Origin of the sequence: Dyadobacter sp., assembly GCF_039919315.1 — a bacterium.
Taxonomy (GTDB): domain Bacteria; phylum Bacteroidota; class Bacteroidia; order Cytophagales; family Spirosomataceae; genus Dyadobacter.
Genome location: NZ_JBDSFX010000012.1, coordinates 15,841 through 30,797 on the forward strand (window position 1 = coordinate 15,841; position 14,957 = coordinate 30,797).

13 protein-coding genes are annotated in these 14,957 nt (G+C 43.6%); 4 read left to right on the plus strand and 9 right to left on the minus strand.

All coding sequences use genetic code 11. From position 1 onward, the window contains the following. Positions 1-7: 7 nt before the first annotated feature. The 9 genes from ABIO93_RS03300 to ABIO93_RS03340 form a co-directional block, all read right to left on the minus strand. Positions 8-502, minus strand: coding sequence for a hypothetical protein (locus tag ABIO93_RS03300; protein ID WP_348064407.1), 495 nt, complete (start codon positions 500-502; stop codon positions 8-10). Positions 503-792: 290 nt separating this feature from the next. Beyond that, positions 793-1,401, minus strand: coding sequence for a TauD/TfdA family dioxygenase (locus tag ABIO93_RS03305; RefSeq protein WP_348064409.1), 609 nt, complete (start codon positions 1,399-1,401; stop codon positions 793-795). Continuing rightward, a complete protein-coding gene (locus ABIO93_RS03310; RefSeq protein WP_348064411.1) occupies positions 1,391-2,689 on the minus strand; it encodes an MATE family efflux transporter in 1,299 nt (432 codons plus the stop codon). The genes ABIO93_RS03305 and ABIO93_RS03310 overlap by 11 nt, the downstream gene beginning before the upstream one ends. 47 nt (positions 2,690-2,736) lie before the next feature. Further along, positions 2,737-3,435, minus strand: a complete 699-nt coding sequence (locus ABIO93_RS03315) for an ABC transporter ATP-binding protein (RefSeq protein WP_348064413.1) — start codon at positions 3,433-3,435, stop codon at positions 2,737-2,739. Between the two features lie 7 nt (positions 3,436-3,442). Further along, positions 3,443-4,636: a hypothetical protein gene (locus ABIO93_RS03320; RefSeq protein WP_348064415.1), complete on the minus strand. Its 1,194-nt coding sequence runs from the start codon at positions 4,634-4,636 to the stop codon at positions 3,443-3,445. A 1-nt stretch (position 4,637) separates the two neighbouring features. Next, entirely contained in the window at positions 4,638-6,629 is a 1,992-nt protein-coding gene (locus ABIO93_RS03325) for a TonB-dependent receptor (RefSeq protein WP_348064417.1), read from the minus strand. A gap of 316 nt (positions 6,630-6,945) precedes the next feature. Continuing rightward, positions 6,946-9,375, minus strand: coding sequence for an outer membrane beta-barrel protein (locus ABIO93_RS03330; protein WP_348064419.1), 2,430 nt, complete (start codon positions 9,373-9,375; stop codon positions 6,946-6,948). A 399-nt stretch (positions 9,376-9,774) separates the two neighbouring features. Beyond that, on the minus strand, positions 9,775-10,983 hold the full coding sequence (locus ABIO93_RS03335) for a GTP-binding protein (protein WP_348064421.1): 1,209 nt from the start codon (positions 10,981-10,983) through the stop codon (positions 9,775-9,777). A gap of 71 nt (positions 10,984-11,054) precedes the next feature. After that, entirely contained in the window at positions 11,055-11,615 is a 561-nt protein-coding gene (locus tag ABIO93_RS03340) for a hypothetical protein (RefSeq protein ID WP_348064423.1), read from the minus strand. Between the two features lie 75 nt (positions 11,616-11,690). Here ABIO93_RS03340 and ABIO93_RS03345 point away from each other — a divergent pair, with 75 nt between their 5' ends. From ABIO93_RS03345 to ABIO93_RS03360, 4 genes are all read left to right on the plus strand, one after another. Beyond that, positions 11,691-12,080 (plus strand): hypothetical protein, encoded by a 390-nt coding sequence (locus ABIO93_RS03345; protein WP_348064425.1) that lies wholly within the window; start codon positions 11,691-11,693, stop codon positions 12,078-12,080. 13 nt (positions 12,081-12,093) lie between these two features. After that, a complete protein-coding gene (locus tag ABIO93_RS03350) occupies positions 12,094-12,537 on the plus strand; it encodes a DUF3299 domain-containing protein (protein ID WP_348064427.1) in 444 nt (147 codons plus the stop codon). A gap of 81 nt (positions 12,538-12,618) precedes the next feature. Then, positions 12,619-13,173, plus strand: a complete 555-nt coding sequence (locus tag ABIO93_RS03355) for a hypothetical protein (protein WP_348064429.1) — start codon at positions 12,619-12,621, stop codon at positions 13,171-13,173. Between the two features lie 1,283 nt (positions 13,174-14,456). Beyond that, entirely contained in the window at positions 14,457-14,957 is a 501-nt protein-coding gene (locus tag ABIO93_RS03360) for a hypothetical protein (protein ID WP_348064431.1), read from the plus strand.

Sequence of the window (14,957 nt, forward strand, 5' to 3'; positions counted from 1 at the left end):
TTTTCGTTTAATGCTTTCTTAGCAGTTTGATATTTTCTTTGCTATACATGATCGGATAAACTTGGAACCATTTCGTTACTGTCTCTTCACCAAAAGCATCATAGCAATACTCCATCGTGACTTTGAGACTTTCCAGATAACTCTGCTGGGCTTTTTCAGGATTTTGTGCCGCCAATTCCTTCACGCTCTCTTTCTCTGCCTTTGTATTAGGTAAATGGTGCAGAAATTCACCAAAATAGGCTTCCCCAAAAGCAGCATATTCACGTGTGAAGCAAATGAAGTTATGCCACATTTCGTCCAGGATCAAAATATCATCAAACATAAAAACGCCTGGAAGCCTTCCCATGACCAGAAATTTTTTTGTTTCCTGAAATACATCTTCGGCTTGCTCCCAGGTAACGTCAAAACTGTCGACGAACCGGCTGATAATGTTCTCATCCTGGTATGAAAGAATTGCCTGCAGATCAGGCTCCTTTTTATAAAGCGTTTTTAGTGCTTCCATAGCTTTCAATTTAGACAAGCGGGCTAAACAGTAGCCCGCTTGCTTGTTAGAATTATAGACCTACTTTGCAATGACCACCGCAGCATGGCTTGGTTTTCACTGTATTGCTCTTTACCATTTCAGCTTCTTTCAACATCAAAAGGGCTGCAATGAACTCACTTTTTGAAACCTGAACATTGTTCATTTTCTAAGGATTTAAACATTTCTGCTTACTCTCTCCTGGGTTTTCAGCCTCCCCCAATTGTTGTGCACACAATGTTTTCGGCAATCTTGATGAATGCCCAATGTTTTTATGCTAATTGAAAATCAGCGATCAGATAGCGTTTCAGATGTCTATTGGATAGCGCCTTAAACGACTTTCTCCCATGTAAGAATTTGGTGTTGTCCAGCACAAAAAAATCGTTGTCTTCCAGTTTAATAATGAGTTTCGGGGCGAGCTCAATAGCTGTTTTAAATGCAGCAACTGCCAGCTGCTGTTCCAGCGAATAATTTTGAAGCAGCAGCGACGGGCTGTAAAAAAATTTACCATTATCATAAAAAGGGTGCGTTTGGTCCCCACGCTGGAAGTCCAGTTTCAGCTGGATCTCTGCAAGCGCATTACGGTGTTTTGCAGGCAGGTAATCAAAAGCAAGTTGAACGTCCATCAGAACCGTTTCACCTCCTGTTTCGGCTTGTTTTAAGCAGTGCCAGATCAGGTAGTGGGCATCTGGCTGATCGGTGTGAAGAAACATATCCGTTGACGAGTTCAAAACGCGTCCATTATCCCTTTCAATAATGTCTGTAATAAAAAGTGTCGTCCCAAGCTCATAGACAATCTTGTCAACGAAATGCTGACTAACATTTTTTAAATGATAAAACCCGTTCTCCGAAACATTCTTTTTAATTAGCTCAACTTCCATATACCTGGTTGTTTAAAGTTTTCACAGATAGCAAAGAATTCATTTTTATACTGGCAAAGACGTAAATCAATGATGTGTAAATTATTACCTCCGTCACAATTGCGATGTATACCCCGTTTGCCAGGCCGGTTTGATTCAAGAGCAGCAACAAGGGCAAAAGCAAAACCACCTCTCTTCCGCTGGAAATTACTACCGCTTGCTTGTGATTGCCTGACGATTGGAGTAGCACAAACGAAAGCGCTGATAACGGATAACACAAAACCAGCAGCAAGCACATCCGGAAAGCTGTAAATGCCTGCTTAGGTATTTTTAGCTCCGGAAAAAAAAGGATAAAGATATTTTCAGCCAAAAAGAAGGCCGCGGCGCAAAGAATAGTAGCAGCAATGACCGAATACCTTTTTACAGCCAAGATTGCCTGTTGGCACCGCATTTGTAAACCTGCTCCTAAATTGGCAATAAATGTCGGTTGGAAGCTTTGAAACAACGCCTGTGTCGGAATTACCATCAAGGCAATTACACGGCTTATGATTCCATAAAAGGCCGTATCACCAGCTGAATGTATGCTGATGAATTTTATGATCAGTGCCTGCCTGAAAATATTACTTGATTGAAATATAAATGATGAAAAGCCTATCGAAAAGATCTCTGTGATCACCTCTCTGCTTATTCTTCCCCTAAAATTGATTCGATATGTGCTTTGGATTTGACTAAATGCAAGAAAGCTATAAACCAAAAGGGAGGTCAGCATTGCCCAGCTACACCCGGCGATTCCTATTTTTGGAATTAAGATAAGGGACAACAACACATTGATTAAGACAGAAAGCAGCAGCAGCATGCTTACTTTCCCAAACTGTCCGCTGCTACGCATCAGCGCCCCATAACCCTGCGAAAGAATGACAATCAAAGTCCCTGCGGAAAAAATGCTATAGAACTCATGCGCATACAAAATTTCCTGCTCGTCTGAGCTAAGCGTATGAAGCGTCCAATCACCAACAATCAGATAAGCTAAATGACACATTACTGCGAGCACTACAGCGAGAATATGCATGTTTTTAAAAATGCTCAGAATTCTCAAATCATTATCTTCCCCCACCGCCCTGCTGATTAAAACAGATGCGCCGGTAGCTACAAGACTCGCCAAAGCAGATTGAAAGATCATAAAAGGGGAAAGTAGCGTTACTGCTCCAAGCGCCTGATGCCCCAGAAGCCGGGAAAGAATAATCCCGTCCAGAAACGCATCAATGGACAGCAATGCAACTGCACCTAACGACGCAAATGCATTGGACAAGATCAGCTGGCCGACATCCCCTTTTATAAATCTTTCCTTTTTCACGGCTAATTCATGTAAAGCATATACTTCTCTTCCAGCAGCTGAAAACTCAGGCTTTCGGGATTTACGATTTCAAGCAGTTTCCCTTCCCTCATAATCCCGATTTTATCTGCGTCCTGCATGGTGCGGAACAGGTCATGGGAAGTCATTAAAATCGTCATCCCTGCTTGCTTGAGATTTTTTAAAAGCAAAGAAAACTCTGCGATACTTTTAGGGTCCAGACCGGAAGTAGGCTCATCCAGAAAAAGGATTTTCGCCCTTTTTGCCAATGCGAACGCAATACCGACTTTCTGACGCATGCCTTTCGAATAATTGTCAAGCCGTTTGTTAAAATGCTTTGATTCCAGTCCTGCCTGCTCAAGGTAGAGTCCAAGCTCTTCATGGGTGTAATGAAGACCGGATATCCCGCAGAAAAACTCAAGGTTCTGGATCCCGGTCAAATAACCATAAAGCATCAAGTTTTCCGGCAGGTAAGCGACCAACGGCCGTATCTGTTGATAGTTGCCGCTAATCTCAAAACCATCGATGACAGCTGAGCCCGAAGTAGGCCGGAGCTGATTGGTAAGGATTTTGATCGTAGTCGACTTCCCTGCACCGTTAGCTCCTACCAGGCTAAAAATTTCTCCCTTTTCGACGTTGAAAGAAATGCCTGCAAGCCCTTTATGATCCTTATATTCCTTGGTCAGATCTTTTACCTCAATCATGGAATGCTCAATTTAATTTGGTAAAACCATTGCAGATGCCTGAACTTAAATCGAATACTTTTTTGACGCTGCCATCAGCTATCGTAAGCGAATAAACCGAGTTGGCCGTCGCACCTGGTGAATTGATATAAATGATATTGTTATCCCATTTGCTGATAAAAGCAGAAGATCCAAACACATCCGGGATGCCGGCAAGTGCCCCCTGAGAAGTCTTTGCAGCCAGGTCGATCCTATAATACTTGTAACTAGGCACATCACCATCAAACGGGTAATTGTCAGCAACATCTGCCCGGCAGGTCAGCGCTTTTCCATTGCCATAATACATCAGGCCAAGGCAATCAGCTCCGGTAGCAGTTTTCAGGTTTAGGAAATAGTCTTTGTCAAATGTTGTAGCCCCCTTCTTAATGCGGATTACACCGCTGGGCACGCCAGTTCCGTTGCCTGTTCCATGCACATAAATATCCCCGCTTTCATCGAGTACAAGGCTCCCGCCCGAAAACCCGCTTGCGGTTCCACTGCTCCATATCATACCTGTCCGGCCGTCGGAAATAAGTTTTTCAACTTTTCCGGATGTCCGTCCGATCACGGCCACATATACCGAATCCGCAAGATTGTTAAAGCCAGCCTGGTAATTGCAACCCATAAAAATCTGATCGTCGCGGTGGGTCATCCCCAGGTAAAATATTTGCGTCGCTCCTGTTTTCTGAAGTGCTGTCAGGTCGATCGTTGACGTAATCTGCATGGTGGTGGGATTAAACTTTACCAGTTTGGGCACACCACCGTAGCTGTTGCTGGCCGCATACGCTTCTGTTTCACTGATAAAATCGACCGCACCGAAAGTTTTCAAGCCCTGCACGATAAACGAAGCAACTTCGGTAGGCTTTGCTGCCTGATCAAAACTATATTTTCTCAGCGTTGCCGGTGCTCCGAATGTAGTCACGTAAGCATAACCGCCGTAGCTGAACATCATGCCGTTACTGGCAAGCTCAGCCGCCGAAGCCGTTCCCACTGTTCCGGAGGGAAGATCCTTGGTCCCTAGAAAGTATGTAGTCTGATCCGGGTAGGTTCCGCCTGTCACAGTCATTGCATAGTTGATCGCCTTTTCTGCTTCGGGTTCTTCTTTATCGTTGTCACAGCTGCTGATTATAATAGAAGTACCCAGCAAGAGCAATGTGGCTAAATTGTAAATCTTGTTTTTCATCTTATGTTCTGTTTTTTGATATATAATAGCGAAGTTTTAAGCTGTAATTCCGTCCGGGCAGTTGCACTTTAAAATTGTCATAGAGCATGTTGTTAAAGATATTGCTGGCATCCGCTGAAAATGAGAGCCCAGATTTGTGATGGGTTAACGATAGCCCAAGGTTGTTGACAAACTGCGTTGGGATGATGTTTTTCAGGGTTTTGTCTCCGTCTACCGCCCAGTATAAAAAGTAACTGTTGGTGTAATTGCAGTTCCAGTAAAACTGGATTAAACTGGATTTATTAAGCACATTATCCTTTGTGAAAGTTATTGCCGCGTTGGCAAACAGATAGGGAATATTGGGTAGCCGGGCCCCCATGTAGCGCTCATTGTTGATGCCTGCATTTTCTACCGTAGACTGGTTTCTGATATCTTGAAAGGTTAGGTTTGATTCGACCTTAACCATTTTATGCGGCCTGATCCTGGTTGAAAATTCAAATCCTGTAATGTTTGCTTTCAATAGATTTTGGTACTGCGCAGAAAACTGGGTGGATCTCAGGTAAATGATGTTTTCAATGCTCCGGTGAAAACCAGTGGCTTCAAAATCCACGAACTCTGAATTTAATACCACATTAAAATTGAAATTATCGGAGAGCTCAGGCACCAGGCCAGGATTTGGTTTTAAGAGCATCAGATCGCCAAACGCCTCTGTTTCATCCGGCAAACGGACCGCCTTTTCATAAGACGCTTTTAAAAACAACTGCTCTTTGAGAAAATACGTAAATGCGGTGTTGTATCCCGCTTTGTGAATGGATTGGCTGATCGGAATACTTGCATCGTCAACCAGCTTGTTTCCCCCAAATGATGCGTTATAAAATTTTAATGATGTAATATTGATAAGCCTTCCTTTCAGCAGCTTGGATTCCGCGCTGACCCCACTGACATTTTTTCTCATTTTCTGGGGATTACCGTAAAAGTCAAACCCATAGAAGGAGCTCGAAAATGGGTCGTTACCATTGCGGAAATACTGCTGGTATGTATTGGAAGCAGACAGTATCACATGCTCCACAGCCTGCCAGCTGACAGACTGCTGTGTGTTGAAAACATTGCTGCTGCTGGTAAGCAGGTTCCCTGAAGTCGATATCTCGCCACCCATTGCCCTTCTGTCGACAATTTTTCCCTCCCAGTTATAGACGTTCAAAGTAGTGTCGGCAAAAAAGCCTTTGACTCTATAAAACGAGCCGTAACCATTGATGTGCACGTTTTTGAAGACATCCCGCTTCTTGTAATGCAGCACGCCCCCCGAAAGGTTATCCTCGTTATAAGCCTGCCCGTAAGGCTGGGTCATGATCACATTATTTTGTATCTGATCATAAGTATGCGACAACTGCCCGGTAACAGAGAGATCATCAGCCCATCTGGTATTGATCCAGCCCGTCTGAAATTTTGCGTTATAGAACTTAAACTGGTTATGGAAACGCCTGACATTTCTTGTCTGCGGATTGCCAAATTCATTTGGCACCTCAACAGACACTCTATAATCGTTGGCCGATCTGTTATAACTACCGCTTATTCCAAGGTAGTAATGCTGGGTTAAAAATTTTCTGGCATTGATGTTACTTTTTGTCGTACCATAGCTGCCAATGGCCGTCGAGATGTCCAGGAAGTTTTTATTCTCGTTGCGCGAAACCATATTGATCGCACCTCCGAGCGCATCTGACCCCAAAAAAACAGGTATAACACCTTTATAGATTTCAATACTGGATGTTTGTTCTAATGGTATCAGGTTAATCCCCTGAGTCTCCCCGAGTGCACTGAGCGGCACGCCGTCAAGAAAAAATTTGATCTGTTTACCACTGATACCATTGATGTAGAAATCGGCTTTCGCCCCGAAACCTCCATTTGTCCGTATTTTAATACCACTTGTTCGCCTTAAGATATCAAGAACGCTCTGATTGGTCTTATAATACAGCCTGGTGTTTATTACGGTGATATTTTGAGGGGATTTCTGCATCTGTGACTCCTTTGATGGCGCGGTTATGTGAACCGTTTGGAGCTGTCTGGCTGTATCTTTAACTGCTAAACTCTCTTGTTGGCCAACATGGTTTGGCGGCAAACTCGACTGAGCAATTGCTGTTTCCGATCCTGCAAAAAGAAAGATTACCGCTAAAGATTTAAGCATGCAAGTCCAGGGAATATTTTGTAAAAACGCACCACAGCAAAACGCTTATGCAACGACGTTGCAAATATAGAAAACATTATATCATTATTGCAACGAGGTTGCAAATAAAATCTTTGATAGAGAATTTATTGTTATTGGATATTGGGCCTTACAATCGATCTTGCTCCTCAATTCTTCGTGACTGTGAGGACTGTAATTTCCCACCCAGGTGATACCTGAACGAAATTGCCAAACGGTGCGAGTCGGGACGGTCTTGATAATAATAATCTGTGAAGTCGCTCAGAGAGGCTCCTTTGTATAAATTCGTCCGCAAGAAGTCATTAAAAGAAAAACGCGCATCAACTTTGCCTTTAAACAGCGATTTTCTCAGACCCACGTCCGCAAAAAAGACGCTTCTCCTGCGATAAATGCCCCAGAGCTCATCCGAGGTATAATTAGCTGAAACTTCCATGTTAAATCCAGCAGGCAATTTGATCTGCTGACTAATGATCAGACTGCTTGCCCATAGACTGAACGTTTTTTCCTTTTCGAGCAGCGGTATCGGGTAACGGGTATGATTGATGCCACCCGTTATTTGGACTTCCCAAAAAGGGAAAAGCTGTATGGGGACTGATGCAAGCAAATCCAGGCGCTGCATATTATCGTAGTTGGCACTTTGACTGATAATTGCATTCGTATTTTCCTCTATGACCAGTCTTCTTGAAAGATAATTGGTTCTGCGCCCGTAGCTGGCCGTCAATACATATTTATCTTTGAAGGTGTAATCGGCGGAAAAAAGCCAGGCCATTTCAGGCTTTAAGTATGGGTTTCCTGAATAGTAAAAGAACTGGTCGGCATACCATCTGACCGGATTAAGGCTTGCATAACCAGGCCTGTTGATACGCCGGCTGACTGAGATATTAACTTTATTATGGGAGTCAATCGTGTGGTCAATGGTTAAAGATGGGAATAATGTGGTATAGTCCCAATGGTTTTCTATTCCCTGTTTTACGGTACGCCCGGCAGCAACGGTTGACTCTAAACGCAAGCCGACTTCAATGCTCGTCCTTTCCAATTTCCTGGCGGCTGAAATATACAATGCGGCTATTTTCTCGTCGTATTTAAAATGGTTTGACATCGAAGACGCTTCAATAAATTGTCCGTTGGAAAGCGAATCAAACGTAAACTGATTATCATTGGTTACGTAGGCATATTTGGCCCCGGCCTTCAAAGTGACCATATCGAAAGGCAATTCGATATCTGCTTTAATGGAGCGGATTGTAACGATGCCGGGCTGGTGCACTTGCAGCTTATTGACCACAGAAGCCTGCTCGCCATAATCCTGAATATCCGTCGATAGTACTCCATCCGAGTTATTGCGGTAAGAAATATAATGCCCGTCGACAGTAACCTTCTTTCCCAGACTATCAATGTCGAACTTGTAGCTCAGGTTGGTCGCATTGTAATAATAGGGCTCTTCCAGATAATTATTGGACCTGACTACTCCCAGTAACTTGCCATGAGCATCCAACTTTCGTACAGTCGAACTAGCATTGTCTTTAACAAAATCATCCAGGTAGCCGCTATATCCCGCGCTGATCTGGTGTTTGGGGGCAATTTGCCAGTCAGCACCCAATTTGTAAGTGTAAAAATTGATTTTATGCGGTGTCCTGAGTTCTCTTTTCAAATACACCCTTTCGCCATGCTCAACAATACTGCTGCCGCTACTGCTCTTCATAAAAGTGTGGGGCGTATTGAAGTCCAGGGTGCCAAAAATATTTAGCTTTTTTGTTCGGTAACTCCCGGTTATGTTTTCATTCACCATCCAGAATTTACCTTTTGAAACGCCGCTCCTGAAATCAACGGAATAACCGCTCTGCGTGTTTTTCTTAGTGACAAAATTGATAATACCCGCATTCCCTGCGGCGTCAAACTCAGCTGTGGGTGCAGAAATAACCTCAATTTTACTGATATTTTCAGCATTCATCCCTTTTAAAAGCTGGATCAGCTGCTGCTCTGAGAGATAGGTCATTTTTCCGTCTACCATCACATTGAGCCCGCTGGATCCTTTCAACATGATTTGCTCGTCCTGTCCTAAGCTTACGCCCGGCACCTTACGGAGCAGGTCCAGCGCCGAAGAGCCTGAGGTTAATGCGCTGTTTTGTACATTGTAGATAAGCTTTCCATGCTGCATCTCAATAGTCTGCTTTTTTGATGTAACGGTCACCGCCTGCAATTCAGAGGCTGTTTCGTTTAGCACTATATCAAAAAGGATTTCTTTGGAAGCATCGCCATCGGTCGAAACCGTATCTGTGACCTGGTTAAACCCCATCAACGTTGCGGTGATAACATATCTTTTATTACCACCAAGCACTATACTGAACCGTCCGGCCGAATCGCTCACAATTCCCTCAGGTGCCGTCCCATTTTTTATATGGCTCAGCTGGATGTTCACACCTGCCAGCGCTTTGCCGTTTGGATCTCTGGTGTGCCCGGTAAGCTTTTTCTCTACTGTTTGCGCAGACAGCCGAATAGAGTTAATGCTCAAAAAATGGAGTAAAATGATACAGACGAAAATATGGCGGATAAGTTTTATCATAAGTCGAAATCGTTAGTGCATAGGCCTCATTCATTTGCATCAATGTTGCAAATATATAAAAATCTTCATTTTGCAACTACGATGCAAGATGAAGATTTTTGTTGATCTACATAACTTGGATTTCAGCACCCGCCCCGGATATTTAAATTGCGATATTAGCTTCAGCTGGCGCTAATTAATTCAAGCTGGAAAAGGCTTCAAAGCACTTTTCGGCACGACAATTTGTAGATGCTGACTGATTTGAAATGGAAGAAACCAAGCAACTTTGGTCAACAGTGATAAAAGTCATTCTGAAATCAGCACACTTGCAGGATACCAATATCCCAAGCACTTCCCCGCTACGTTTCAAGAGAAAATATGGAATACCGCCGGAAAAAAAACTGACGCTACGCGTGGTATTTAAAAAACGGGGAACGGATCTTCAAACCGCGTGCCACTTTCCATGAGCTTGATTTCCCGATCGCTGCACAGACATTGCTCGAATTCCTCCAAGATTACCCCCCGGTCCAGGTCCTGCCCTATCAATACCAATTCATTAATCCGGTCACCGAACCTACCCCAACGCAAATCGATCGACTCACGGTTTTCTATATACGATGAATGCCGTAATCGCTGCGCGAGAGGCATACTGGCCCACCAGACGCCTACGGATTCTGCCCTAACTGATCCGCCTGCCTGGCTCCAGTTGAGCGCGTCGGCTGGCCGCGATGCGATCCAGAATAGTCCTTTGCTGCGGATTATGCCGGCAGGCCAGTTCTGCTGGATGTAGTCCCAGAACCGCCTTGGATGCAAAGGCCGCGCATCACGGAACACAAATGAGCTGATCCCGTACTCCTGGGTCTCAGGCACATGGCCGCCACTTTCTATTTTGTCGAGCTCCTGGATCCATCCGGCAGATTGCTCTGCTTTTTCGTAGTCAAATAAACCCGTATTGACCACGCTGCTGATATCCACCTTTGAAAATGAGCTTTCAATCACTTTGGCGGCAGGGTTCAAGGCAGAAATGATGCCGCGAAGTTCTTTCAAATCGGTGGCCGATACAAGGTCGGCTTTGTTCAGGATGATCACATCGGCGAATTCGACCTGGTCAGTAAGCAGATTGACGATCGTACGCCGGTCAGACCCGTCATCATTGAGCTTTCTGCTAAATACAGTATCCAGCGAGCCAAAATCCTTTGCAAAATTGAAAGCATCCACGACAGTCACCATGCAGTCGATGGCCGCCCACCGGGATAAATCAATACCGCTCTGCTCATCGACAAAACCGAATGTCTGGGCAACCGGGACTGGCTCTGAAATACCGGTGCTTTCGATCAAAAGGTAATCAAAACGGTTTTCCCTGGCCAGCTTCTCAACTTCGATCATTAAATCTTCACGCAGCGTGCAGCAGATGCATCCATTGGACATTTCTACAAGCCGCTCCTCGGTACGGCTCAATGTGTTCTGGTCTTTGACGAGCTGCGCATCGATATTGACCTCGCTCATATCATTGACGATCACAGCTACTTTCAGGCCCTTCTTGTTGTGTAGGATGTGATTGAGCAAAGTGGTTTTCCCTGCGCCCAGAAATCCGCTAAGCACGGTCACAGGCATCTTCTTCTGGTTCATAGTGAAAAGTTTATATTTGCAACAATGTTGCAAATATAAACTACTTATCAATAAATGCAACGATGATGCATTTATTGATCTGATAATGCAACATCGTATCCTCGCTTCTGCAAGAGATATACTATTTGGACCGAACTTACCTTATCGCTTTTAAAGGTAGCCGACACCTGAGATCCTTCAATTTTAACAGAAGCAGGTTTGACCCCTTGTATTGAAACTATATCCTCTTTGAACTTCTCAGCGTCAAAGCCGCTGTAAACACTTAGTTTGATGTGCCGGTGGGTCCTAAACATTTGAAACTGCCTTTCTGCCAATATTTGCTGCTCGCTGCGAAAAGGCTCAGACACTCCAATAACCATTCCAGCCAAAGCGATAGCAAAGGCTATGTGGTAAGACCAGATTTCCAATTGGCCATGAAAAGAAAATATTCCCAGATAAAACCTAACCAGTGAAACGCTCAAATATATTAACAGCAGCACCTGCAGCACTAAAAAAAACGGTTTATAGCGGATCAGGACATCAAAATTTGAAGCTAAGCCTGCTATGCTCAGTAAAGGTAAAAGGCAGCATCCGACATGCAGTAATGACACCAATAGGGATAAGGGCAATGGAAGCGCAGACTTTTTAAACATAGGTAGCATAAAAAAAGAATTCAAGAATTTTTACTGATGTTTGCAACATTGTTGCACATAGTAAAAGTTCATCAAATGAAAACAATTATTTTTCTTATCCCCCTGGCATTGATGTTTGGCTGTGGTGGCCCCAATCGAAAAAGCGAAGCACTTATACAAGCCAATCAGGTCCACATGGAATCGGTTACCGTAGCCAGCAAGTTGGAAAAATTATTAGACAGCCTTCGTAAAGAAAATACTGAAACTGCCCAAATAGCCAGGCTAGACAGTATTGCCCGGCAAATAGAACTCTGGGAAGAATCCGTCATTGAAGTGCCCGGCTTTGAGCATGCCCACCAGCACGGGGAGGGCCACCACCATAAACCCGCGCCGCAAATGACCGACGAGTCAATGCTCGACTATCAGCTGAACGCAAAAAAAGCGATCGAATCCATCCGCGACCAGGCTGCACGGCAAGTTTTATAAATCCAGCTCAACCATGAAAAAATTACCCATAATGGTCCTGTTGGCCATCGTTCTCTTAGGATTTACCAACAACAAACCGGTTGCAATTACCTGGAAACATCTTTCCGATGTCCGCTTTTCCAGAAAATTCAACAAGCAACTGGGCATGCATTTCCTTTACCCTACATTTGGGGAAAGCATCCTGCAACTGGAAGGAAAACAAATCCAGATCAAAGGCTATCTAATTCCTGCCGATCCGGACAACAACATCTATGTGATTTCTGCGCAACCCATGTCGATGTGCTTCTTTTGCGGTGGCGCGGGCCCCGAATCCATCGTTGAATTGCAGCTTCGCAATAAGAATCAACGTTTTAAAACTGATGCTGTCAAAACGATCGGCGGGAAGTTACGGCTCAATGCACAAGATATCGAGCACCTGAATTACATCCTTGAAGATGCATTTTTAATTGAAAATTAATAGCCAAATAATTGCAACTTGGTTGCAGTTGAAATATCTTGCAACAAAGTTGCAATTTTCAGTTGACCAAACCAAACACCTATGAAACTAAGGATGCATTTACTTTATGGCACATTGCTTTTCACGGCCATTGCGTTCGTCCAATGTAAAGACTCCGGGGATGACGTTGTGCCGGATGACGAAAACGAACTGATCACCTCGGTCACGCTTAATTTCAAGGAAGCCGGCACAGGCACGGTTAGCTCATTCAGCTACAAAGATGCCGATGGTGATGGTGGCAATGCAGCGACAAGATTTGATACCGTATCGTTAAAGGCTAACACTGAATATACATTGACAGTCGAATTTTTGGATGAAAGCAAATCGCCGGTTGAAGACATTACAGAAGAAGTCCAGGAAGAATCTGACGAGCATTTGCTGATCTATACAGCTTCACCCGATGCTTTGCTGACCTACACTTATGGTGATAAAGATGCCAACAACTACCCGATCGGCCTGACAGGGACTGCAAAGGCTGGCGCAGCTGGCATGGGAAAATTGAAAGTTCAATTACGCCACCAGCCAGGGGCAAAAAACGGCACGCCAACTCCCGGAAGCGATGATGTAAATCTGGATTTTAATTTGAAAATACAATAGACCAGAAGTTTTAGTCTGATTGATCAAGGTGACTTTGCAGGATCTGCGTGTTACCTTGATTCAAACTATTTTTGGATTTTTACCTGTGAACATTCAAGACAAATTCCTTCCAGCAAAAGCCTGGATTGCTCGATCTGCCCACAATTTGATATTTGCCGAACATAGCTGGGTGGCAAATCTGGTAAGGCAGTAATTTCTTCACACGTCCTGCACCGAAAGTGTGGCATTAACAAGCTCTCGCTGGTTGTATTTTGACTCAGGTGGAATTGCGCAACCCCCTCACTGTCAACCAACCTGGACAATACCCCGGCATTTACCAGGTCAATCAAAGTCCGGTAAAGGCTTACGCGGTCTATGTGCTGGTCAAGTAACGATGACAAACGCGAATGGGACAATGATTTGTGGTCCCGCATGAAAATATCCAATACCGCAATTCGGTTCCTGGTTGGGCGAACCCGGCTCTTGATTAATATTTGTTCAGTCTGACTCATCTGGATCGCATTAAAGCCTGCACCGTTTTTCACAAGCAAACATAACAAGTAAAAAGCTCAAATGCAACAGTGTTGCATTTGAGCTTTTTACTTCATTGTCGTCAAATTGCCCAGTACCATTTCAATACGATCCGACAGTAGGTTAGTCCAGAGCTATTGATCAGGTAATATGATGTTTGACAAGCTTAAAAGCCGGCGAGTTTGAGATCAATGTAATAATGTGCACTCATATTGGTTGGAATAGTCTATTCGGGCCAAAAGTAAAATAGCCTCTTAAAATTAAATCTCACTAACTTATAAAATCTTAAAAATGTCGTATTTTGATTTATGAGACGGCTGTGTAGAAATTTGGGATGGCTTTTCGGGACGAATTCTGAGCTCTCACATAACGACCGTTAAACAGGATTGATTTTGCCTATTCGTTCATAATTTTCTCGTTGTCAAAAAGTTATGCTTTCCATTTTACTTTTGGCCCGAATCGGTAGTTTCAGCCGTAAATCCAGATTGGCTTTGCACTGCAACAGCTGCGACACTGATTTTGAAGAGCAGTAAGCTAATTTGTCTAATCAAATCTGAGGTTAATCGGATCGTGTCGCAGTAAAACGCATCTTTGGAAGATACAAGAATGTGTTTTTGCTATAATAGCCTTGTTTTACTAAATCTAAAAATGAGCATGATTTTTTGCAGTAATTTTGCACTTATATGTAATACAGAAAGAAAAATTCGCCTAACAGCGTATGAATCAACTGAATTTATTATATTCTTTGTTGCAGAATTAATTAGCAGGAAGTTATGTCAGTAAAAAAATACGATACTGATCAGGTTAATCCAGATCAATATAAGGGAGCAGATTTTTATGATCACTATAATATATTTGCATCTGATAAATTTATAAGCACCGGCAAAAGTGGAATTTTTGAGCTGCATATTGTAATATTTCAAAAGAAAGGATCCAGGCGGAGAAATTTATATGAATTGGGATTTGGAAAGTGGAACCCCGATACGAAGGAAATTGATGATCTGTTTGAAACCAAAAATGGGGATGTAGGTGAAATTCTTGCAACCGTTGCAGTGAAGGCACTTGAATTTCTTCAAAACCATCCCAGTGCTGCCATTTATGCAGTGGGTAGTACAGAGACCAGGACCAGATTATATCAGCGCCAGATCGCCAAGAATTTGGATATTATTCCGGGATCCCTAAGGATTCAGGGTGTTAGTGTCAAAAACAATCTGGGCTGGTCAGATTTCGAGAAAGGAATAAATTATGATGAATTTTTGTTAACAGCCAAATGA